This is a genomic window from Stagnihabitans lacustris, from assembly GCF_025950525.1.
Lineage (GTDB): Bacteria > Pseudomonadota > Alphaproteobacteria > Rhodobacterales > Rhodobacteraceae > Stagnihabitans.
Genome location: NZ_JAPDGS010000009.1, coordinates 41,997 through 63,572, shown reverse-complemented (window position 1 = coordinate 63,572; position 21,576 = coordinate 41,997). Strand labels below are relative to the sequence as shown.

At 67.3% G+C, this 21,576-nt stretch carries 16 protein-coding genes and 1 tRNA gene; 8 read left to right on the top strand and 9 right to left on the bottom strand.

Features of this window, described 5'->3' with window-relative positions:
- The first annotated feature begins 32 nt into the window (after positions 1–32).
- Positions 33–707, top strand: coding sequence for a hypothetical protein (locus NX862_RS17070; protein WP_264495144.1), 675 nt, complete (start codon positions 33–35; stop codon positions 705–707).
- Positions 708–800: 93 nt separating this feature from the next.
- On the opposite strand, the gene iolG is transcribed toward NX862_RS17070, so the two are convergent.
- From iolG to NX862_RS17055, 3 genes are all read right to left on the bottom strand, one after another.
- The gene (gene iolG, locus NX862_RS17065) at positions 801–1,796 is read right to left on the bottom strand and encodes an inositol 2-dehydrogenase (RefSeq protein ID WP_264495143.1); all 996 of its coding nucleotides are present in this window, start codon (positions 1,794–1,796) and stop codon (positions 801–803) included.
- Between the two features lie 121 nt (positions 1,797–1,917).
- Positions 1,918–4,410, bottom strand: a complete 2,493-nt coding sequence (locus tag NX862_RS17060; RefSeq protein ID WP_264495142.1) for an ABC transporter permease — start codon at positions 4,408–4,410, stop codon at positions 1,918–1,920.
- Positions 4,407–5,084 carry an ABC transporter ATP-binding protein gene (locus NX862_RS17055; RefSeq protein WP_264495141.1) on the bottom strand — a complete coding sequence of 226 codons (678 nt, stop codon included), beginning with the start codon at positions 5,082–5,084 and terminating at the stop codon, positions 4,407–4,409. Before NX862_RS17055 ends, NX862_RS17060 begins: the two co-directional genes overlap by 4 nt.
- On the opposite strand from NX862_RS17055, the gene NX862_RS17050 reads away from it, so the two are divergent.
- The 3 genes from NX862_RS17050 (at position 5,083) to NX862_RS17040 (ending at position 8,598) form a co-directional block, all read left to right on the top strand.
- Positions 5,083–5,757, top strand: a complete 675-nt coding sequence (locus tag NX862_RS17050; RefSeq protein ID WP_264495140.1) for an arylesterase — start codon at positions 5,083–5,085, stop codon at positions 5,755–5,757. The genes NX862_RS17055 and NX862_RS17050 overlap by 2 nt on opposite strands.
- Positions 5,754–7,154 (top strand): FAD-binding oxidoreductase, encoded by a 1,401-nt coding sequence (locus NX862_RS17045; RefSeq protein WP_264495139.1) that lies wholly within the window; start codon positions 5,754–5,756, stop codon positions 7,152–7,154. The genes NX862_RS17050 and NX862_RS17045 overlap by 4 nt, the downstream gene beginning before the upstream one ends.
- A gap of 106 nt (positions 7,155–7,260) precedes the next feature.
- On the top strand, positions 7,261–8,598 hold the full coding sequence (locus tag NX862_RS17040) for an amidase (protein WP_264495138.1): 1,338 nt from the start codon (positions 7,261–7,263) through the stop codon (positions 8,596–8,598).
- A gap of 27 nt (positions 8,599–8,625) precedes the next feature.
- On the opposite strand, the gene NX862_RS17035 is transcribed toward NX862_RS17040, so the two are convergent.
- Entirely contained in the window at positions 8,626–9,360 is a 735-nt protein-coding gene (locus tag NX862_RS17035) for a hypothetical protein (protein WP_264495137.1), read from the bottom strand.
- A 190-nt stretch (positions 9,361–9,550) separates the two neighbouring features.
- Between NX862_RS17035 and NX862_RS17030 the strand changes: the two genes are divergently transcribed.
- From NX862_RS17030 to NX862_RS17015, 4 genes are all read left to right on the top strand, one after another.
- Positions 9,551–10,744: an aminotransferase class I/II-fold pyridoxal phosphate-dependent enzyme gene (locus tag NX862_RS17030; RefSeq protein WP_264495136.1), complete on the top strand. Its 1,194-nt coding sequence runs from the start codon at positions 9,551–9,553 to the stop codon at positions 10,742–10,744.
- Between the two features lie 7 nt (positions 10,745–10,751).
- Positions 10,752–14,036 (top strand): DNA translocase FtsK, encoded by a 3,285-nt coding sequence (locus NX862_RS17025; protein WP_264495135.1) that lies wholly within the window; start codon positions 10,752–10,754, stop codon positions 14,034–14,036.
- A gap of 197 nt (positions 14,037–14,233) precedes the next feature.
- Positions 14,234–14,920: a VPLPA-CTERM sorting domain-containing protein gene (locus NX862_RS17020; RefSeq protein WP_264495134.1), complete on the top strand. Its 687-nt coding sequence runs from the start codon at positions 14,234–14,236 to the stop codon at positions 14,918–14,920.
- A gap of 110 nt (positions 14,921–15,030) precedes the next feature.
- Positions 15,031–16,854, top strand: a complete 1,824-nt coding sequence (locus NX862_RS17015) for a heavy metal translocating P-type ATPase (protein WP_413694584.1) — start codon at positions 15,031–15,033, stop codon at positions 16,852–16,854.
- Here the strand turns inward: NX862_RS17015 and NX862_RS17010 are convergent.
- The 5 genes from NX862_RS17010 to NX862_RS16990 form a co-directional block, all read right to left on the bottom strand.
- A complete protein-coding gene (locus NX862_RS17010; protein ID WP_264495132.1) occupies positions 16,851–18,242 on the bottom strand; it encodes a multicopper oxidase family protein in 1,392 nt (463 codons plus the stop codon). The genes NX862_RS17015 and NX862_RS17010 overlap by 4 nt on opposite strands.
- Positions 18,243–18,279: 37 nt before the next feature.
- On the bottom strand, positions 18,280–18,606 hold the full coding sequence (locus NX862_RS17005; protein ID WP_264495131.1) for a hypothetical protein: 327 nt from the start codon (positions 18,604–18,606) through the stop codon (positions 18,280–18,282).
- Between the two features lie 33 nt (positions 18,607–18,639).
- On the bottom strand, positions 18,640–19,860 hold the full coding sequence (locus NX862_RS17000; RefSeq protein ID WP_264495130.1) for a sensor domain-containing phosphodiesterase: 1,221 nt from the start codon (positions 19,858–19,860) through the stop codon (positions 18,640–18,642).
- Between the two features lie 153 nt (positions 19,861–20,013).
- Positions 20,014–20,090 (bottom strand) — tRNA-Arg (locus NX862_RS16995).
- A gap of 59 nt (positions 20,091–20,149) precedes the next feature.
- Complete coding sequence (locus tag NX862_RS16990; RefSeq protein ID WP_264495179.1) at positions 20,150–21,502, bottom strand: sensor histidine kinase; 1,353 nt, start codon at positions 21,500–21,502, stop codon at positions 20,150–20,152.
- Positions 21,503–21,576 lie beyond the last annotated feature (74 nt).

The following is a 21,576-nucleotide window of genomic DNA, read 5'->3' as shown; positions in this document are numbered from 1 at the left end:
CTCTTTTGGCGGCAAATGGGGCACAAGGCGTCATGCGCAGGTATTTCCCCTCTTTGGTCTGTGGCGCCCTTTTGGTTGCGATGAGCTGCGGACCGGCCCCGGCAGACACACCCGCACCCGAAACACCCGCACCCGAGGGCCCCGCCGCGCGTTGGGTCGCGGCGCATCGGCTTGTGGACCTGGGCACCCGCGCGCGCGACCCGGTCCTGGTCTTTGCCGCGGCACGGTTGATCCAGGGCCTGCAACTGGCCGAGACCCAGCGGCAGCCCACGGACGTAAACCCGGAACTGGCCCCAAACCCCACCGCCAAGGTGCCCGATCCCGCCGCCCAGGCGCCGTTGCCGGGGGCGCTGGACGCCGCCGCGCTGTTCGAGACGGCGCGGCAGATGGCGCCCGAGGGCTCTGCCCTGCGCGAGGCGATTGCGCTTGCGGCGGCCGAGGTCCCCGCGGCGCCGGCCTTCCTGCAGGTGTCGGCCCAAACCGGCGCGCAAAGCCTGACGCTGACACTGGCGGGGGGCGAGCCGGTTCAGATCGGGCTGATCCGCCTGGGGGCCTTGACCTACCGTCTGGTTGCGCCCGATGGCACTGTGCTGTGCGAGGATGCGTCCGCCGCGCGCGCCAGCCTTTGCACCGTGACGCTGCCCGAAAGCCAGGTGCTGACCCTGACCACGACGGGCTCTGCCGACTGGGTCCTTGCGACGCCCTAGGGGCCCTGCCGTCCAAGGCGCATCCCAAGTCCGACCCCCAAATGCAAAGGGCGCCCCGTCACCAGGGCGCCCCATACCGCAAATGCCCCGGGGTCAGACCTCGGACATCTTGACCGTGCGGCCCAAGGCGACCGATTTCAACGCGGCCTCTGCCAGGGCCAGGGCGGAAAGCCCGTCCTCGCCCGAAGGCTCCGCCGCCGTCTTGGCCGCCACCGCGTCGATAAAGGCTGCGATTTCCGCGGCATAGGCCTCGGTATAGCGCGTCATGAAGAAGTCGTGCAGCGGGGGACGGGTATAGCCCGCCCCATTGGCCACCTCGATCGACACCGGCCGCTGGTTCTCGGCCGAGACGACGCCCTTCGACCCGTGAACCTCGATCCGCTGGTCATAGCCATAGGTCGCCCGGCGCGAATTCGAGATCAGCGCCATCTTGCCCGTGGCCGTCTTCAGCATGACCTGAACCGAGTCGCTGTCGCCCGCCACGCCAATCGCCGGATCGACCAGAACCGCCGCCATGGCCGATACTTCCGTCACTTCCTCGCCCAACAGGAACCGCGCCATGTCGAAATCATGGATCGTCATGTCGCGGAAAATCCCGCCCGAGCGGGCGATATACTCGACCGGAGGCGCGCCGGGATCGCGAGAGGTGATCGTGACCATCTCGACCTCGCCAATCGAGCCCTTGGTGATTTCGGCCTTCACCGCCGCGAAATGCGGGTCAAAGCGGCGGTTGAAACCGACCATCAGCGTGCCCTTGTTGGCGCGCACGGTCGCCAGGCACTCTTTCACCCGGGCCAGCGACAGGTCGATGGGCTTTTCGCAAAACACCGCTTTGCCGGCATTGGTAAAGGCCTCGATCAGGTCGGCATGGGTGTCGGTCGGCGTGCAGATCACGACCGCGTCGATGTCAGCCGAGGCCAGGATCGCGTCAATCGAGCGGACCTCGCAGCCATATTGCGCGGCAATCGCCTCTGCCGCCGGCGCCATGGCATCGGCCACCGCGACCAACTTGGCCGCCGGATTTCCCGTCACCGCCTTGGCGTGAACCTTACCGATGCGCCCGGCGCCCAAAAGCCCAAATCTCAACATGTTATCCTCCTGTACCCGCAGCCCGGGTTTTGTCGCTGGAACTTCTATTCCATTTCCGGCGGATTTCAACGCGCAATTCCAGAACTGACGCGATTTCGCCGGGGGAACTGACGAAAATCCGTCACCCCTCGACAGTGCGCAAAACCCCCGCGGGCCGGGCCGAGATCGGCACCGCGGCAAAGGCCAGCCCCGCCAGCAGCGTGACCACGACCCCGCCCGAGACGACCAGAACCGCCGAGACGGGCTCGAACACAAAGGGCAGGTCCATGACCAGACGCATCACCGCCCAGCCGCCCGCCGCCCCCGCGCCCACCGCGACAAGCCCCGCGGCCAGCCCCATGATCGCCGCCCGCAGCGCGAAACTGGCCAGGATTGCGCCGCGCGTGGCCCCCAGGACCTTGAGGATAGACGCCTCGCGCACCCGGGCCGGCACGCCCGAGGCCACGGCGCCGATCAGCACCACAAGCCCCACGATCAGCACCGCCCCCGCCGCCGCCACCGTGGCGGTGGCCACCGCGGTCAGCGCCTCGACCACTTTGGCGATGGCCTCTTTGACCGAAATCGCGGTGATGTTTGGCCAAGTCCGGGCGGTGTCGCGCAACAAGGCCGCCTCGGCCTCGGCCCCGGCATAGACCGTGGCGATCGACGTATAAGGCGCCCCCGCCAGCGCCGCCTTGTTCACCACCATGACGAAACCCATCCCGGCATTAGAGAAGTCGACATTGCGCAAGGATGTCACCGTGACCTCGATATCGCGGCCAAGGATGTTCAGCGTCAGCCGGTCGCCCAGTTTCAGCCCGATTTCCCGCGCCTCCTCGGCGCCAAAAGAGACCTGCGCCGCGCCGGTCAGCCCCTCGGGCCACCAGGCGCCCTCGGCGATATCGGTGCCCTCGGGCATGGCATCGGCCAGCGAAATCCCCCGGTCGCCGCGCAAGACCCAGTGATCCTGCGTGGGCTTCGCGCCATTGATCGCCACCACCGCGCCCCGCAGCATGGCCGCGGATTCGACCTTGGTGACGGCGGGGTTGCCGGTCATCTTGGCGATAAAGGCCTCGGTCTGATCGGGCTGGATGTCGATGAAAAAGAACGACGGCGCCCGGGTCGGCAGGTCGCGCGCGATGGCCAGGCGGAAGTTCTCGTCGATCTGACCCACGACGGCCAGCACCGACAGGCCAAGGCCCAGCGACAGCACGACCGACATGGCCTCGGACCGCGGACCGCCCACGGCGGCCAGCGCCAGCCGCAACCCGGGCCGGCCGTTGACCATCCGGCTGCGCGCCAGACGCCGGGCTAGTCGCGCCAAGGCCCAGCCCGAAGCCCACAGCACCGCCAAGACCGCGGCCACCCCGCCCAAAGTGCCCAAAGTCAGCATCCAGTTGCCCGAGAACCAGACCGCGCCGCCCACCAGTGCCACCAGCAACACGGTCTGGACCGCAAGCCATCCCGCCCCCGGCCACAGCCGCCCCGCGCCACGATACAGCGCCGCCGCCCCCTGTCGCAAAGCCTGCGCCAAAGGCCAAAGCGCGAACAGCATCCCCGTCACCAAGCCATAGAACCCGGCCTCCAGCAGGGGCCGGGGGTAAAGGCCGATGGTCACGGGAAAGGGCAGCTGCGCGGTCAGAAAGGGCAAGACGACCCGCAAGGCGCCGGCGCCAAGGATCAGGCCCAGCAGGGTGCCCAAGGCCACGATGCCCAGGATCTGGATCAGGTAAACCCGTGCCACAAGGCCGCTTTCGGCACCCAAGACCTTCAGCGTGGCAATTGTCGCCACCCGCCGCTCCATCCAGGCGCGGACGGCCGACGCCACACCCACGCCGCCCACGGCCAGGCCCGCCAGGCCGACCAGCACAAGGAAAGACCCCAGCCGTTCCACAAAACGCTCCACCCCGCGGGCGGCGTTGCGGCGGTCGGTCCAGTCCAGCCCCTTGGCGGCAAAGCGCGTCTCGGCTTCGGCCCTGGTGGCGTCCAGATCGCGCCCCGTGACCATGCGGTAATGGCTTTCATACATCGACCCCGGCGCCAAAAGGCCGGATTGCCCAAGGTCTGACGAGCGCACCACGGTTTTCGGCGCCAGACCCACGCCCGCCATGGCGCTGTCGGGTTCGGACAGCATCAGCGCGCCCAAGCGGAACTCTTGCGCGCCCATCTTGAACCGGTCGCCAACGCTTAGGCCCAGACGGTCGGCCAGAAGCTTCTCCATCAGCGCGCCGGGGATGCCGTCCACAGGCGCAAAGGCCTGTTCCAGCGTGCCTTGATCCAGACCGACCGTGCCCAGCAAGGGCCAGGCCTGATCCACCGCCTTGACCTGGGTCAGGGCCTGATCCTGCCCCACCACGGCCAAAGACCGAAAGGTCAGCACCTCTGACACTTTGTCGGCCTTGGAGGTGATCCAATCCAGCTCCTCGCGTTCCGCCCGGCGATAGGTGAACGACACCTCGGCGTCGCCACCCAGGATCACCGCGCCCTGATCCGACAACCCCGCCTCGATGGCCGCCCGCAAGGACCCCACGGCGGCAATCGCCGCCACGCCAAGCGTCAGGCACAGGATCAGAACGCGAAAGCCCGAGAGCCCGCCGCGCATCTCCCGCGCGGCCAGGGTCAGAGCCAGCCTCATGCCAGATCTCCGGGGGCCAGCCGTCCATCGGCCATGCGCACCACCCGGTCGCAGCGTTCCGCCAGTTCCGGCGCATGTGTCACCATGATCAGGGTCGCGCCATGCCGGTCGCGCAGGCCGAACAGCAGGTCCATGATCGAGGCGCCATTCGCCTGATCCAGGTTCCCCGTCGGCTCATCCGCCAACAACAGCTTCGGCCGCCCCGCCGAGGCGCGAGCCAGCGCCACGCGCTGTTGCTCACCCCCCGACATCTGGCTGGGATAATGCCCCTTGCGGGCGCCAAGGCCCACGGCGTCGAGTTCTTCGGCGGCCAGACGCGCGGCGTCAGTCACGCCCGCAATCTCCAGCGGCACCGCGACATTTTCCAGGGCCGTCATGGTGGGGATCAGGTGAAAGCTTTGGAACACCACCCCCATCCGCCCGCGCCGAAACCGCGCCAAGGCGTCCTCGTTCATCGCGCCCAGATCCTGGCCCAGGGCCGCAACCCGCCCCCCCGTGGCCTTTTCCAAGCCCGCCATCAGCATCAGTAACGAAGATTTGCCCGAACCAGAGGGCCCGATCAGCGCCAGGCTCTCTCCCTCCTTGACCCTAAGGTCGATCCCCCGCAGGATTTCCACCGGCCCGGCATTGCCATCCAGCGTCAACCGCACCCCATCGAGTTCAAGAACATCCATGCATCACCTCTTTCGCCTGACATATGGGTCCGCAAGGACGATCCGCAATCTCACGCTTGCGTTACTATTGGGTGTAAGTGCCCTGCCCGCCGTGGCGGAGCCGGTGATTGCCGCCTTGGGCGACAGCCTGACGGCGGGGTATGGGCTGGCGGATGGTCAGGGTCTGGTGCCGCAGCTGCAGGCCTGGCTTGACGGAAAGGGCGCCGATGTGACGGTGATGAACGCGGGCGTGTCAGGGGATACGACGGCGGGGGGGCTGTCGCGGCTGGACTGGACCTTGTCGCCGGACGTGGGCGGGCTGATCGTGGCTTTGGGTGGCAACGACATGCTGCGCGGCCTGCCGCCCGAGGCGTCGAAGGCGAACCTTGAGGCGATCTTGCAGGGCGCAGAGGACCGCGGCATCCCGGTGCTTTTGGTGGCCATGCAGGCGCCGGCGAACCTGGGGCCGGATTACCAGGCGGCTTTTGATGCGATCTATGCGGACCTGGCGGCCAAGTATCAGGTCGCGCTGAACCCGGGCTTTTATGCGCCCTTGCTGGGCAGCCCGCCCGATCCGGCGCGGCTGGCGCCCTTTCTGCAGCCCGACGGCTTGCACCCCAATGCCGAGGGTGTCACCAAGATTGTCGAGGGGCTGGGCCCCGATGTGCTGACCCTGCTGGACCAGATGAAATGAGCTTTCTGACCGCGCTGACCGCCCTTTTGGGCCCCGAGAATGTCGTAACCGGCGCGGGGCTGGACCGCTATACCCATGACTGGTCGGGCCATTACCAGACAAAGCCCTGTGCGGTGGCGCGGCCCGGGACTACCGACGAGGTCTCAGCCGTGGTGCGGTTGGCGGCCTCCCATGGCGTGCCGGTGATCCCGGTCTCGGGCCTGACGGGGCTGACCGGGGGGGCGATGACCGAGGGCGGGCTGTTTATCTCGGTGGAACGGATGAACCGCATCCGCGCGCTGCGGGCGGATGCAAGGGTGGCCGTGGTCGAGGCCGGGGTGATCCTGCAAAGCCTGCATGACGCCGCCGAGCGCGAAGGGCTGTATTTCCCGCTGTGGTTCGGCGCCCGGGGCTCTGCGATGATCGGCGGGGTTTTGTCGACCAATGCGGGGGGCTCGAACGTCGTCCGCTATGGCTCCACAAGGGGCCTTTGTCTGGGGCTGGAGGTCGTGCTGGCCGATGGCCGCGTGCTGAACCTGATGAGTGAGTTGCACAAGAACAACGCGGGCTATGACCTGCGCCAGATGTTCATTGGCGCCGAGGGGACGCTGGGCGTGATCACCGCGGCCACGATGCGGCTGGTGCCGCGGCCGCGCGCCTATGCCACGGCCTTTGCCGCCGTCAGCGACCTGCCTGCCGCCCTGTCGATGCTGAACCGGCTGCAAGAGGTCTCTGGCGGCTTGGTCGAGGCCTTCGAGTTCATGCCGCGCACCTATATGGAGCGCCTTGCCGCCCATCGCCCCGACATCCGCCAGCCCTTTGCGCAGATGCATGAGGTGAATATCCTGGTGGAACTCGCCTCAACCGCGCCGCGAGATGCTTTGGTCGATGCCGAGGGCCGGGTGCCGCTGCAGGCTCTGCTAGAGGACACATTGGGCGAGATGGCCGAAGCCGGTCAGGTGCTGGACGCCGAGATTGCGCAATCGGACAGCCAGCGGCTTGCCATGTGGAAACGGCGCGAACTGGCGGCAGAGGTGATGAATTCGCGTCAGCCGACGATCGACACGGATATCTCTTTGCCGCTGCAGGCCGTGGCCGAATTCTTCCCCCGGATCGAGGCGCGCTTGCCCGCGCTGGACCCGGGGTATGAGACGATCACGGTGGCCCATCTGGGCGATGGCAACCTGCATTTCACGGTCTATCCGTCGCGTGAGGGGATTTACGACGCGGTGATCGAAGCGGTGGAGGATGTGGTGCAAGAGCTGGGCGGCAGTTTTTCGGCCGAACATGGGGTGGGGCTGTCGAAGCTGGCCTCGATGCGGCGGCGCAAGGACCCTGTGGCGCTGGCGGTGATGCGTCAGGTCAAGGCGGCGCTGGACCCTGATAACCTGATGAACCCCGGCAAGGTGATCCCATGACCCGCGACATCGCCCGGTGCGGACCTGCGGCCTTGCGCGCTCTGCTGCCGCTGCGTAGCCCGGGGCATGCCCCGGGTCTCCTCTCCCCCTGCCAAAGGAACGCTTCATGACCGGCACTTGGTCGCATATGACCGCCACCGACCTTGGCCGCGCCATCGAGGCAGGCAAAGTGAACCCGGTCGAACTGGTCGAATATTTCCTGGCCGAGATCGACGCCCATCCCCACCGCGACCGCATCTATGCCCGCACCACAGCCCCCCGCGCCCGGGCCGAGGCGATGGCCGCCGCCGCCCGCGCCAAGTCCGGCCTGCGGCGTCATGCTTTGGACGGCGTGCCCCTGTCCTGGAAGGACCTGTTCGACACGGCGGGCACGCCGACCGAGGCGGGCTCGGCCTTGCTGAAGCACCGCACGCCCTTGCAGGATGCATCTGTGCTGCAGGTGGCCACGCTGATGGGCTCTGTCTGCATCGGCAAGACACATATGTCGGAACTGGCGTTTTCCGGCCTGGGGCTGAACCCGGTGACGGCCACGCCGCCCTGTATCAATGACCCCAATGCCGTGCCGGGGGGGTCCTCTTCGGGGGCGGCGGCTTCGGTGGCTTATGGGATCGCGCCGGCTGCGGTGGGGTCGGACACCGGGGGGTCGGTGCGCATCCCCGCGGCCTGGAACGACCTTGTGGGGCTGAAGACCACCCATGGCCGCCTGTCGCTGCAAGGCGTCGTGCCCCTGTGCGAAAGCTTTGACACCGTGGGACCGCTGGCCCATACGGTCGCGGATTGCGCGGCGGTTCTGTCGCTGTTGGAGGGCCGCCACGCCCCCGATCTGGCCCCGCAGTTGGCCTCGCTGTCCGGCCTGCGGTTGGCCGTGCTGGAGACACTCGCGCTGGACGATCTGCGCGACCGACCCGCCCGCGGCTTTGACGACGCCCTGACCCGGCTGGCCCGGGCCGGCGCCAGCATCACCCGCATCACCGCCCCCGAAGTGACCGAGGCCCTGACCCTGGCCGGCACCCTGGTCGCCCCGGAGGCCTATGCGATCTGGGCCGAGACGATCGAGGCCGCCCCGCAGCTGATGTTCCCCCGCATCCTGGAACGCTTTCGCACCGGCGCCCTGACCAAGGCCCATGACCATATCGCGGCCTGGCGGCGGCTGCGGGTGTTGCGCGCGGCCTATAACGCAAGGGTGGCGGGGTTTGACGCCGTGCTGATCCCCTCGTCGCCCATCCTGCCGCCCCATGCCCAGCGCCTGATGACGGACGAGGCCTATTACGTGACCGAAAACCTGCTGGCGCTGCGCAACACGCGGATCGGCAACCTGCTGGACCAATGCGCGCTGACCCTTCCGACGTCGGAACCCTCTTGTGGGCTGACGCTGATGGCGGGGCCAGGGCAGGAATACCGGCTTCTGGCGCTGGGACTGGGGGCCGAAGCGGCTTTGCGGTAGGCTGGGGGCGATAGGCTGGGGGGGCAGTCAGACCAGCGGGCAATTGTCCAGATAATCCGCCCAGATCGAGCGCGCCATAAAGCGGCGGACGGCGGGGCCGTTGATGACCTTGGTCGTCTCGGGCGTCAGGGTGCCGGGCTTGAACGGGTCCACCAGCGCCTGAGACGCCAGCCCCAGAAAGCGCAGGATCTCGGCGTAGCACCCCTCGGCATTGATCACCAGATCCTCGTAGGACAGGTAAAGACAGTCATGGGCGGCGAAGATCTCGGCCACCCGGTTGAAGCCGGCGTAATGTTCAAAAAGCTCGCGCCGCAGCACCGGAAGGGTGACTTGGATGGCAACCTGCTGGCCATATTGGGCCTGCAGGTAATCGGGCCCGACCGGGTGGACGACGCCGCTGGCCTCGGCCCGCAACTCGCTGATATGTTTCATCAAAAGGTTGCGGCGGTTCAGGAAGATGAACTTCACGTCGCGGTCGGCGCGCAGGTGGTCCCAGATATCGGCCGAGAGCGCGTCCTCGCGGCAATGAAAGCAGAACAGCTTGAAGCCCTCGACCGGCTTTTGCCCGGTCCAGATGTGCTGGAAGGCGAATTCCGTGGCCGAAGTCCCAACCTCCCAGCGGTGGCCATCGACGGCGGTCCGCGTCGCGGGGATGGAATGGAACGGGTCCATCCCAAGCATGACATCGGGATGGGCGTCCAGGTTGTTCAAGATGAATTGCGCCCCCGCCCGACCCTGGGAGACCAAAACGAAGCGTGTCATCTGCAGCCCTCTTGTCTGTCTGCCCTGTCTACGGCGCTTTGGCCCTTGCCACAAGCCGGGGCCACCGCGCCCCATTTGCCACAACTGTGGCGCCCAAGCTGCCCCCGTTCTTCACTTTTTCTGGACCCCGCCCCGGTCTTTGGCTAGGGTTTGATGCAAACGGGGCGAAATGACTCCGGGGACGAGGCAGATGAATTTTCCTGAGCGGTTCGCGAACCTGCCAGACTACGCGTTTCCGCGCCTGCGGAAGCTGTTGGATGCGCATGAGCCGGGCGGCCCGGCCATTCAAATGACCATCGGAGAGCCGCGTCATCCGATGCCCGATTTCGTCGGGCCGATCCTGGCCGCCAACCTGGGCGGCTTTGGCGTCTATCCGAACAACGACGGCACGCCGGACCTGCTGTCGGCCATCACCGGCTGGATCGCGCGGCGCTATGGCGTTGAACTGGCCGCGGACAACATCATGGCGCTGAATGGCACGCGTGAGGGGCTGTTCAATGCGGCCCTTGCCCTGGCGCCCGAAACAAAGGCGGGTCGGACCCCGGCCTTCCTGATCCCGAACCCGTTTTATCAGGTCTATACCGTGGCCGCCGTGACGGCCGGCGCCGAGCCCATCTATGTGCCCGCCACCGCCCAGACCGGCTTTCTGCCCGATTACGCGGGGCTTTCGCCCGATGTGCTGGACCGCGTGACGGTGGCCTATATCTGCTCTCCGGCCAATCCGCAGGGGGCTGTTGCCTCACGCGACTATTGGGCGGACCTGCTGCACCTGGCCGAAAAGCACGATTTCCGCATCTTTGCCGATGAATGTTACGCCGAGGTTTGGCGGACCGCGCCGCCTCCGGGGATACTGGAGGTCGCCCGCGACATCGGCGCCGATCCCGAGCGGGTCTTTGCCTTTCATTCGCTGTCGAAACGGTCGAACCTGCCGGGGCTGCGGTCGGGCTTTGTGGCCGGTGGCGCCAAGGGCATCGCGGCGATCCGCAAGCTGCGGAGTTTCGCAGGCGCGCCCTTGCCGATGCCCATTCAGGCGGTCTCGGCCGCGGCCTGGAGTGATGAGGCCCATGTGACGGCCTCGCGCGCGCTGTATCATCAGAAGTTCGACGTCGCCGCGCAGGTTTTCGCGGGCGTTCAGGGTTTTCAACTGCCCGAGGGCGGGTTCTTTCTGTGGCTGCCCGTCCCCGATTCTTTGAACGGCGATGGCGAGGAAGCCACCCTGCGGCTTTGGCAGCAAACCGGGGTGCGCGTGCTGCCCGGCGCTTATTTGTCCCGCGAGGCCAATGGCTTCAATCCGGGCAAGACTTACATCCGGGCCGCGCTTGTCGGCCCCAAAGACGAGACGCAGCGCGGGTTGATTGCCCTTCGCGACTGCCTTTACGGTTGAGGTTCAAATGGCGTCCTATCAGTCCCGACAGCGCGACCCGCTCCTTGACCAACGCGTCCAAGCCATGCTGGAACGCCGGGGGCGAGAGCTTTTCGGCCTGGCGCTGATCGCGGTCAGCTTTGCCTTTGCGCTGATGCTGTTGTCCTATTCGCCCTCGGACCCCGGTTGGATGGTGTCTTCGGACGAGCCGGTGAACAATGCGTTGGGGCGGCTGGGCGCGGCCATGGCCTCGACCTTGATGACGGTGGGGGGCCTCGGCGCCTGGGGGATTCCGGCGGTGCTCTGCGCCTGGGGTGTGCGCTTTGCGGCCCATGTCGGCGCCGACCGGGCGGTCAGCCGCGTGGTCTTTGCCGTGCTGGCGGTGGCCTTGGGGTCGATCTATGCCGCGACCCTGGTGCCGGATGCGGACTGGCCGCATGCCTTTGGCCTGGGCGGGCTCTTCGGCGACACGATCGCCCTCAGCCTTCTGACCATCATCCCGGGGACCACGGTCTTTGCGGTCAAGGTCCTGTCGCTGATCTCGGCCCTGGCCTTCGTCGCGATGTTCCTGTTTGTCACCGGGTTTTCGCTGCGGGAACTGGCGCGGATTGGCGGCTTCCTGGGCCTGGGGCTGATCTTTGGCTATCACAGCCTGATGCAGCTTTTGGGCAAGGGGGCGGTGGGGTCGGTCGCTGCGGCCTCGACCTTGGGCGCGCGGATGGCCGAGCGCCGCGCCGAAGCGGCCTCGCGCGCCGAGGCGGAACGGTCCGAGCGGCTGGCAGCCCGGCAGGCGGCCAAGGCGCAGGCGGTGGGCACCGCCCGCATGACCCATGCCGAAGAGGACGACGAGGCGACCGCCTATTCGCGACCGGAAAAGCTGGGCGCCAAGCCCGGTGCCCTGCGCGCAGAGCCCCGCGCCGTGGCCCCTGTGGTTGACGACGAAGAGCCGCGGTCGCTGCTGTCGCGCCTGCCGCAGATCATCCGCCGCGCGCCCGAACCCGAGCCCGAGTTGATCGAGCCGCCCTTGTCGGCCGATCTTGAGGCGCCCTCGGAGGACCGGATCAAGGCGCGGATTTCGTCCGTGATCCGGGCGCGGACGGCCGAGCCCGTGGCCCTGTCCGACATGTCGCCGATCTCGGCCGCCATCGCGGCGCGGCGTGAACCGGGGATGACCCGGCCCACAGCCAAGCCCCCCCTGCCCCGCAGCCCGCAACCGCTGGTGATCAAGACCGCCGTGGCGGCTGCGGCCGGGCTGGTGGCCTCGCGCCCCGCGCCGGTCGCCGAGGCCCCGCGCCGCATGGCCGAACCGCCCCTGACCAAGCCGCGCGCGGAGGCGGGCCAGATGACCGCGCAGCCTGCCGACTGGACCGCCGCGCCGGGCGCCCAACCGCGCTCTGCCGACTGGGCCACGGACGCCGAGGACAGCGTTTCCATCAGCCAAGACACCGGCACGGATGACGATTACGGGATGGCCGCCTATGAGTCCGAGGACTTCGGGGCGCCGGATATGGCGGCCCAAGACCATGCGGCCACTGGTTTCGCGGCCACGGGTTTCACGGGTCACGACCTGACCGCCGCCGAGGCGGGCGATCTTGACGCCCCCATCGGCGCCGATTGGCCCGACGAGGTCTCGGCCGATTGGGAGCCGGATTACGACCCGACCCCGGTGGCCCCCGTAAAACGTCCGCCGCTGGTGGCCACCCGCCCTGCCGCGCCTTTGGTGCAGGCCGTGACAAAAAAGCCCGCGCCCTCGCGCCAGGCCATCGCCGAAGAGCAACCCCGGCTGCGCTTTGAAGACCAGGTCTCGACCTATGAACTGCCGCCCCTGTCGCTTTTGACCTCGGCCTCGACCGTCACGCGCAACCAGCTGTCCACCGAGGCGCTGGAAGAAAACGCCCGCATGTTGGAAAACGTGCTGGATGACTACGGCGTGCGCGGCGAGATCACCTCGGTCCGCCCCGGCCCCGTCGTGACGATGTATGAGCTGGAGCCGGCGCCGGGCCTGAAGGCCAGCCGCGTCATCGGCCTGTCGGATGACATCGCCCGCAGCATGAGCGCCCTGTCCGCCCGGGTTTCCACCGTTCCGGGCCGCACCGTCATCGGCATCGAACTGCCCAATGCGACCCGTGAAAAGGTCGTGCTGCGGGAAATCCTGTCGGCGCGAGAGTTTGGCGACAGCTCGTTGCGTCTGCCTTTGGCCCTGGGCAAGGACATCGGCGGCGAGCCGGTGATAGCGAACCTGGCCAAGATGCCCCACCTTCTGATTGCCGGGACCACGGGTTCGGGCAAGTCAGTGGCGATCAACACGATGATCCTCAGCCTGCTGTATAAGCTGACGCCGGAAGAATGTCGCCTGATCATGATCGACCCCAAGATGCTGGAACTGTCGGTCTATGACGGCATCCCGCATCTGCTTTCCCCCGTTGTGACCGACCCGAAAAAGGCCGTCGTCGCGCTGAAATGGGTCGTCAGTGAAATGGAGGACCGTTACCGCAAGATGTCCAAGATGGGCGTCCGCAACATCGAAGGCTATAACGGCCGCGTCCGCGAGGCGCTGTCCAAGGGCGAGATGTTCAAGCGCACGATCCAGACCGGGTTCGACGAAAACACCGGCGAGCCCGTGTTTGAAACCGACGAATTCGCCCCGGTCGCCATCCCCTATATCGTGGTCGTCGTCGACGAAATGGCCGACCTGATGATGGTGGCAGGCAAGGAAATCGAGGCCTGCATCCAGCGCCTGGCGCAGATGGCGCGGGCCTCTGGCATCCACCTGATCATGGCGACGCAGCGGCCTTCGGTCGATGTGATCACCGGCACGATCAAGGCGAACTTCCCCACCCGGATCTCGTTTCAGGTCACGTCAAAGATCGACAGCCGCACGATCCTGGGCGAACAGGGGGCCGAACAGCTGCTGGGTCAGGGCGACATGCTGTATATGGCCGGTGGCGCGCGGATCACGCGCATCCATGGGCCCTTTGTCAGCGATGAAGAGGTCGAAGAGATCGTCGCCCATCTGAAGAGCTATGGCCCGCCGCAATATATGTCCGGCGTGGTCGAGGGCCCCGAGGACGCCGAGGCCGCCGAGATCGACACGCTGCTGGGTCTGGGCGCCGATGGATCGGACGACAGCCTTTACGATCAGGCCGTGGCGATTGTGGCGCGCGACCGGAAGTGCTCGACGAGCTATATCCAGCGCAAACTGGCGATTGGGTATCAGAAGGCCGCAAGGCTGGTCGAGCAGATGGAGGAAAACAGCGTGGTCACGGCAGCGAACCATGTGGGCAAGCGGGAGATCCTGATCGAGGAGCGCTAAGCCGCGACGGGGCCCGGTTGGGAAAGGGGCGGGGCCGCAGGGTCGCCGCCCTTTCCTTTGGCCAAATCCACCGGTTCCAATATGGAAACAATTGCAAGCCGATGAAAAGGTTCATGAGAATTTCACGCTGCGACTGCACGATCCATGATACCTAAAGGTTAATTTGCCTTCGTCTTAATTCGAGTAAAGGAACCTCCATGCGCCTTCTTTCTTTGACTGCCCTGCTTGCGACCCTGGCCCTGCCGGTCTCGGCCGCCACGCTGACCGACGAATTCACCTTCGCCTCCGGCCTGACCAACGCCGGGACGGCCACGGCCACTGGCTCCGGCACCGTGGGTTCGGGTCTGTATAGCTTTGCCAAGAACCAGGGCCTGACCGTTTCCCTTGGGTCGACCCTGACCGCCTGGTCCATCGTCTTCAAAGGCCAGATCGGCGAGACCAACGGCTATCGCAAGCTGATCGACCTGTCGGGTCTGGGCAGCGACAACGGGTTCTATAACCTGGGCGGCACGCTGAACTACTACAACGTCGCTTTCGTCAGCCCGATCACCATCCTGGCCGCGACGGATTTCGTGGCCGCGCTGACCTATGACGGCACCACCGCCAAGGGCTATGTGAACGGCGCCTTGCAGTGGAGCTTTGCTCCGGCGGGCGGCACGGGCCTTCCCGGGGCGCTTAGCACTTTCGTCATGGTCGAAGACGACTTCGTGACCAGGCAGGGCGAGGCTTCGGCCGGTGCTTTGGACTACGTGAAGGTCTATAACGGCGCCCTGACCGAGGCAGAGCTTGGCGGCACCGTCCCGACCGTGCCGGTGCCCGCTTCGGCGCCGCTGCTGTTGGCTGGTATCGCCGGGATCGCGGCCCTGCGTCGCCGCAAGGCCTGAGACCCCGCGGCGGGTTGAAACCCGCCCTACTCTTGCGGCGAGGTTGATATTCATCAACCTCGCCGTTGCATTTCCGTGCCAAGCTGGACCGACCTGACCCGGAGCCACCTTTGCCGCGCAATCCTGCCGACCAATTGAAAACCGCCCTGCTGTTGATCGCCCTCGCCGGATTGCTGGCGGGGCTGGCGCTTTGGGGCCAGCCCGCGGCCCCTCTGGCCTGGCAAGCCGCCACCCTGCCCGTCCTGGCCGCCCTGGTGGTCGAAATCCTGCGCAGCCTGGCGCGCGGAGAGGTGGGGCTTGATATCCTCGCCGCCCTGTCGATGTCGGCGGCCCTGGCCTTTGGCGAGCCCTTGGCGGCCTCGGTCGTGGCGGTCATGTATTCCGGCGGCACCTTCCTTGAATCCTTCGCCAGCGCGCGCGCCCGGGCCGAGATGGAAGCCCTGCTGACCCGCGTCCCCCGCACCGCCACCCGCCACAAGGACGGCGCGCTGGAGGATATTCCGCTGGACGCGATCCGCCCCGGCGACCTTTTGTTGATCGCCCAAGGCGCCACGGTGCCGGTCGATGGCACCCTGGCCAGCCCGATGGCCATGCTGGACACCTCTGCCCTGACCGGAGAGCCCCTGCCCCGCCGTCTGTCCCAAGGTCAGGCCACGATGAGCGGCGTGACCAATGCCGGAGAGGCCTTTGACCTGACCGCCACGCGGGCGGCGGCGGACAGCACCTATGCCGGCATCCTGCGGATGGTGCAGGCAGCCGGGGCGGCCAAGGCGCCGATGGCGCGGCTGGCCGACCGCTGGTCTCTGGGGTTCCTGGGCCTTAGCCTTGCGATTGCGGGCGCGGCCTGGGGGCTGACGGGCGATCCGGTGCGGGCTGTTGCGGTGCTGGTGGTGGCGACGCCCTGCCCGCTGATCCTGGCCGTGCCGGTGGCTTTGGTTGCGGGGCTTAGCCGGGCGGCGCAACTGGGCGTGCTGATCAAGGGCGCCGCCGCACTGGAGGCCATGGCCCGCATCCACACGCTGATCCTGGACAAGACCGGCACCCTGACCGAGGGGCGGCCGCAGATCACCGCCATTCACGTGCTGGACGGTGGCGATGCTGCGGGGGTCTTGCGGGTGGCGGCGGCGCTGGATCAGGCCTCGACGCATCCGATGGCGCAGGCCATCGTGGCCGAGGCCCGGGCGCGCGGCCTGGTGCTGCCCCTGCCCGAACAGGTGCAGGAATTCGCGGGCGAAGGTGTCGCGGGCCGGGTGGACGGTCAGGACGTGCTGGTCGGCGGCGAGGCGTTTGTGGCCGCGCGCACCGGGCGGCAACTGGCGCTTGCGGGGGTGGAGCCCGGCGCGGTCACGGTCTCGGTTGCGGTGGGGGGCAAGACGGCGGGGCGGCTGGTGATGGCCGATCCGCTGCGCAAGGGGGTGGGGCCGCTGCTGCGCCACCTGCGCGAGGGCGGCATCGCCCGCATCGTGCTGGCGACGGGCGACCGGGCGGCGGTGGCTGCGCGGCTGACCGAGGGGCTGGGGCTGACCGCGGTCCATGCCGACCTGACGCCCGCGGGCAAGCTGGCGCTGGTGGCGGAGGAACGGGCGCGCGGGCCGGTGATGATGGTGGGCGACGGGGTCAACGACGCCCCGGCGCTGGCCGCCGCCGATGTGGGCGTGGCCATGGGGGCGCGGGGCGCTGCGGCCTCGGCAGAGGCGGCGGATGTCGTTCTGCTGGTGGACCGGCTGGAGCCGCTGGCAGGCGGGCTGACCGTCGCGCGCCGCGCTCGGGCGATTGCGCTGCAAAGCGTGGCGGCGGGGATCGGCCTGTCCCTGCTGGGCCAGGTCGCAGCAGCCTTTGGCCTCTTGTCGCCCGTGCAGGGCGCACTTGCGCAAGAGGCCATCGACGTCGCCGTGATCCTGAACGCGCTGCGGGCGCTGCGGATCAAGGTCTAGCTCACGATGAACTCGGTCATCATGCCCGTGGCCAGATGCGCCATGTGGTGACAATGCAGCATCCAGGACGCGGCCTCGCCGGCGTCCAGCGCCACCGTCACCATGCCCATGGGCGGCACAAGCACCGTGTCGCGCAGCGCACCGGCAAAGCGGCCTGCGCCAGTGTCGACCACTTGGAACTTGTGGCCATGCAGATGCATCGGGTGGGACATCATCGACATGTTGTGGAACATGACCTCGACCCGCTGACCCGAGGTCGCCCGCAAGGGCTTGTGGTCGCCCCAGACCGCGCCATCCAGCGTCCAGCGATAGGGCATCATCTGCCCGCCCAGCATGACCATCGGCGTCTGGGTGGCAGGGCGGGGCGTCAGGGGCACCAGGGCACGCAGCGCGCTTTCCTGGGTCAGGTCGCTCCAGCCTGGCGTCAGGTCTCCGGTCGGGGCGACCTTGGCCACCTTGGCCCCCGGCGTGGCCAGGATGATCCCGGTCCGCTCGACTGCGCCTTCACGCAGCGCCAGGATCGGATGGGCGCCGCGTGGGATGTTCAGCCCCAGGTCCAGCCGCTGCCCCATCGCCAGGCCAAAGCGGGTGCCGGTCAGCGGTTGGACCTTTTCGCCATCCACCGCCAAAACCGTCGCCGTCAGCGCCCCGGTGTCGATCCAGAAGACCGTGGCCGAGCCCGCGTTGACGATGCGCAAAAGGACCTCGGCATCGGGATCGACGGTCACGACCTGCGGGTCATCCAGGGTGCGGTCATTGGCCAGATAGGCGTCAAAGTCGAAATCGTTCAGGTCCATGGCCATGCCGCCCATCTTGGACATGTCGTGACCCATCCCCTCCATATCCATCGCGCCCATGTCATGTCCCGCCATGGCCATGCCGCCGGTGATCGTGGCCAGGACCTCTTCGGCCGGGGTGAACGAGAAATCATGCAGGAAAAGCGTGACCTCTTGCCGGTCGGTGGCCTCGCGGACGATCAGGGGGGCGGCCAGAAGGCCCACCTCTTGCGCGGGGATATGGGCGTGCATCCAATGCGTGCCCGGGCGGGCGGCAAAGTCATAGGACCGCGTCTCGCCGGGGCGCAGCAGGGGCGCGGGCATCCCGGGAACGCCGTCCTGCGCATTGGGCGGGATCTGGCCATGCCAGTGGATCAGGGTTTCCATGTCCAGCGCATTGGTCAGGTCGACGGCAAACCGCGCGCCGGGGTCAAGCGTCAGGCCGGGGCGGCCCTGGGCATCGACCAGGCCAAGGACAGTGGCCGCGCGGCCGTTGATGTCCAGGACGCGGGTCGTGGCGGTCAGGCTGTGGGTGGCGGCCAGGCCGGGACGGGGAGAAAGGGCAAGGCAAGCGGCGCTGGCGATAAAGCCGCGGCGGGTCAGTTGGGGCATCATGGCCTCCTGTAAAGGGTGACGGGACGGGGTTCCGTCAGGCCTTGGGGGGCGGAGATTCCGGTTTGGTGATGCGCGAGGCGGCAAGGGCCAGCGCGGGCCGGGGCCAGGTCGTGACCGCACGGGCGGGCACGGGCGCGGCGGGCCAGATCACGGCGGCCATCTGGCAATGGATCTTGCAGGCCTGATGCAGGGCATGGCCGGCATCCTGCGGCGCCCCGGTTTGAAACGCCCCAGCCTGATGTTCCCCCGTATGGGTCATGGCGTGGTGCAATGGGGCGGTCATCTTGGCGCAATGGGCTGCAGCGGCCAGAACCGGCGCAAAGGCCAGAACGCCGATCAGCAGGGCCGCAACAAGGCGCATCCACCGGGTCATGCGTCAAAGATAGGCCCGCACCTAGGCCAAGACCAGCCCCGGCCGCACCATTTGCGGGCGGCCCAGCAAATATCCCTGCCCCCAGGTGATGCCATGGGCCAAAAGCCAGTCGCGCTCTTCGATCCGCTCGATCCCTTCGGCAATGACTTGCGTCCCGGTGGCGCGGGCGTAATCGGCCAGCGCCGCGACAAAACTGCCCTGCGCCGCCGAGCCCTCGATCCCCGAGATCAGCGCGCGGTCGATCTTCACGATATCCGGGCGCAGCTGCATGACATGGCGGAACGAGGCATAGCCCGCCCCCACATCGTCGATGGCCAGCCGGACCGCGCTGGCCTGGGCCCGCGCGACCCGGGCGGCCAGGCTGGCGTAATCGGCCACACGCTCGTGTTCGGTCAGTTCCAGCACCAGGCGGCCGGGCCCCACCTGGGCCAAAAGCGGCGCGGGGTCGAAATCCTCGAAGGTTGAGACCGACAGGTTCAGCGACAGAAAGGCATGCGGCGGGATCAGGGCCAGAACCTCGGGGGCGCGCTGAAGGATCACCTCCTCCAGGGGAAGGATCAGATCCAGGTATTTGGCGCGGCGAAAGACCTCTTCGGTCGGGCCGAATTCGGGGGCAAAGCGGGTGAACAGTTCGTAGCCGATGGGGGCGTCGCGGGCCATGTCAAAGATCGGCTGCAGGGCAAAGGCGAAATCCCCCGCGGCAATGGCGGCCTGAAGCGGCGGGTCGCGGTCGGCATCCTCGGCCTGGGCCGAGGTTTCGATATCGCGGGCCAGAAGGGCGGCGCAGAGTTCGAACATGGCCTGATCGCGCAGCGACAGCGTCAGGTCAGGCTTGCGGCCAAAGGCGCAAAGCATCCCGAAACAGCGCCCGTTCGACAGGCGGATCGGGACCGAGACATGGGCGCCGATGGGCCAGTCCCTTGTGGCGGCGATGTCTTGCACCGAAGCGACCGTGCGGGCGTCATGGATCAGGGCGGGCACCTCGCCCTCCAGGACGCGGAGGCAATAGCTGCCCTGCGCCGGCCCCCTTGCCCCGCGTGCAACCCCGGGGGGATCGAAGTCAAAGCTGCTTTCGACCTCGTCAAAAACCCGATCCCCGGCCTCGAATCGCGAGATGAAGGCCACCTCCATGCCGAAGGTTTCCCTTAGGGCATTCAGGACCTTGCGCTTTTTCCAGCGCAAGGCATCGGGCCCGGACTGGGCGTCAATCAGGAAAGCGTCTTTGATTTGGCCGGTGAACATTTGAAACGGGGCGCACATGTGAAATTCCGTCGCCAAGGCTAGTCGGCGCGCGGGCATCTTGCAACGAAAACACTCAACCGCAGGTTAATCTGCGACCGCGCCCGGACGCGATGCAAAACGAAAGGGCCGGTCTTTCGACCAGCCCTTTGGTAGTGGTGGACCCGGAGCGATTCGAACGCCCGACCCTTAGATTCGTAGTCTAATGCTCTATCCAACTGAGCTACGGATCCACTGTGCGGTGGGATTTAGGGCCTGGCGCGGATGGGCGCAAGGGGGAAAACGCATCGACCTAGCGGGTTTCTTCATCCCCCGCGAAATCGGGGCCGGCATCCTTAGGCAGGCGGATCACGAAAACCGTCCCCTCGGCATCGGACCGCAAAAGCTCTAGCGCGCCGCCGTGGCCGCGCACCAGTTCGGCCGAGATCGCCAGCCCCAGCCCCGTCCCCCCCGCCCGAACCGAGCCGGTAAAGGCCGCAAACAGATGCTCGCGCGCCTTGGGGGGAAGGCCGGGACCCGTGTCGCCGATGCGAATCCACCAGGCGGTATCGCTCTCGCCGCCGGCCAGTTCGATCGTGCCTTCGCCGCCCGTGGCCTCGATCGCCTGGCGGGCATTGCGCACCAGATTGCTGATGACGCGGTGCAGCTGTTCGACATCGGCGCGCAGCGTCAGGACCGGGGGGGCGTCGATCACGGTGCTGACATTGGTCCCCAGACCCTCGCCCTCCACCACGTCTTCCAGCAGAGCCCGCAGCGCGAATCGGGTCAGGCGGGGGGCGGCCTCTTCGGCGCGACCAAAGGCGAGGGTTGATTCGCACAGGTTGACCGCCCGGGTGATCGAATTCACCAGCTTGGGCGCGGCGCGGGCCACAGTGGGGTCGGCGGAGCCCTCGATCCGGTCGGCAAAAAGCTGCGCCGTGGTCAGGATGTTGCGCAGGTCATGGGCGATCTTGGCCACCGCAGAGCCCAGCTGCGCCAGACGCTCGCGCTGGCGCAGGGCCTGGGTCATCTGAGTCTGCATGGTCTGCAAAGCCTCTTCGGCGACCAGCAGTTCGACAACCCGCGCCGTGGGGGCGATGATCGACCGGGCGTCCTCGGGTGCGGCCGCATAGGCCTGCATGTGGCGCACGACGCGGCGGATGGGGACGACGATCAGCCTTTGCGTCGCGATGAACAGCAGCATCGCCGTCACCGCCGCGATCAGCGCCGAGATCACCAGGATCCGCGCGCCGTAATCCACCATGGCCTGACGCATCGGCGCGGTCTGCATCGTGACCTCGATCAGGATGCCGCCCTCCTGCACCGGGGCGCCGATGACGCGGATGACCTCGTCCTTGGGGTTCAACAGGGCCGCAAAGGCGTCATGGATCAGCGCCCAGGTGTCCGCCTCGCGCAGGTCATAGGTGGCCGCGATGGGCGAGGGGATGGGCGAGGACAGCACCAATTGCCGCACCTGATCGCGGCGCAGGACGACGTTATAGACCTCGGCATTTTTCAGCAGTTCGGCTTCAAGTTCCGGCGAGACCATATCCGGCGCGGCCAGTTGCGCCAGCGAGGCGATTTGCGCCTGTTTCAGTCGCGCATCCAGGTAGTCCAGGCGAAAGCGGGCGACCGAGGGGACAAAGATCAGCACCTCGGTCAGCATGACGAAGGCGAGTGTCAGAAGCAGGAAACGCCCCGACAGGGTCTGCAGAAACCGTCCCCTTTGCAATTTGGCCC

What these genes read in the sequence shown, in the direction of transcription:
- NX862_RS17025 (WP_264495135.1), top strand. Translation starts at nt 10,752, where the DNA reads ATGGCGTCCTATCAGTCCCGACAGCGCGACCCGCTCCTTGACCAACGC.
- NX862_RS16990 (WP_264495179.1), bottom strand. Translation starts at nt 21,502, where the DNA reads ATGCTGACCGAGGTGCTGATCTTTGTCCCCTCGGTCGCCCGCTTTCGC.
- NX862_RS17055 (WP_264495141.1), bottom strand. Translation starts at nt 5,084, where the DNA reads ATGGATGTTCTTGAACTCGATGGGGTGCGGTTGACGCTGGATGGCAAT.
- NX862_RS17040 (WP_264495138.1), top strand. Translation starts at nt 7,261, where the DNA reads ATGACCGGCACTTGGTCGCATATGACCGCCACCGACCTTGGCCGCGCC.
- NX862_RS17020 (WP_264495134.1), top strand. Translation starts at nt 14,234, where the DNA reads ATGCGCCTTCTTTCTTTGACTGCCCTGCTTGCGACCCTGGCCCTGCCG.
- NX862_RS17050 (WP_264495140.1), top strand. Translation starts at nt 5,083, where the DNA reads ATGCATCACCTCTTTCGCCTGACATATGGGTCCGCAAGGACGATCCGC.
- NX862_RS17030 (WP_264495136.1), top strand. Translation starts at nt 9,551, where the DNA reads ATGAATTTTCCTGAGCGGTTCGCGAACCTGCCAGACTACGCGTTTCCG.
- NX862_RS17010 (WP_264495132.1), bottom strand. Translation starts at nt 18,242, where the DNA reads ATGCCCCAACTGACCCGCCGCGGCTTTATCGCCAGCGCCGCTTGCCTT.
- NX862_RS17060 (WP_264495142.1), bottom strand. Translation starts at nt 4,410, where the DNA reads ATGAGGCTGGCTCTGACCCTGGCCGCGCGGGAGATGCGCGGCGGGCTC.
- NX862_RS17005 (WP_264495131.1), bottom strand. Translation starts at nt 18,606, where the DNA reads ATGCGCCTTGTTGCGGCCCTGCTGATCGGCGTTCTGGCCTTTGCGCCG.
- NX862_RS17070 (WP_264495144.1), top strand. Translation starts at nt 33, where the DNA reads ATGCGCAGGTATTTCCCCTCTTTGGTCTGTGGCGCCCTTTTGGTTGCG.
- iolG (WP_264495143.1), bottom strand. Translation starts at nt 1,796, where the DNA reads ATGTTGAGATTTGGGCTTTTGGGCGCCGGGCGCATCGGTAAGGTTCAC.
- NX862_RS17035 (WP_264495137.1), bottom strand. Translation starts at nt 9,360, where the DNA reads ATGACACGCTTCGTTTTGGTCTCCCAGGGTCGGGCGGGGGCGCAATTC.
- NX862_RS17045 (WP_264495139.1), top strand. Translation starts at nt 5,754, where the DNA reads ATGAGCTTTCTGACCGCGCTGACCGCCCTTTTGGGCCCCGAGAATGTC.
- NX862_RS17000 (WP_264495130.1), bottom strand. Translation starts at nt 19,860, where the DNA reads ATGTTCACCGGCCAAATCAAAGACGCTTTCCTGATTGACGCCCAGTCC.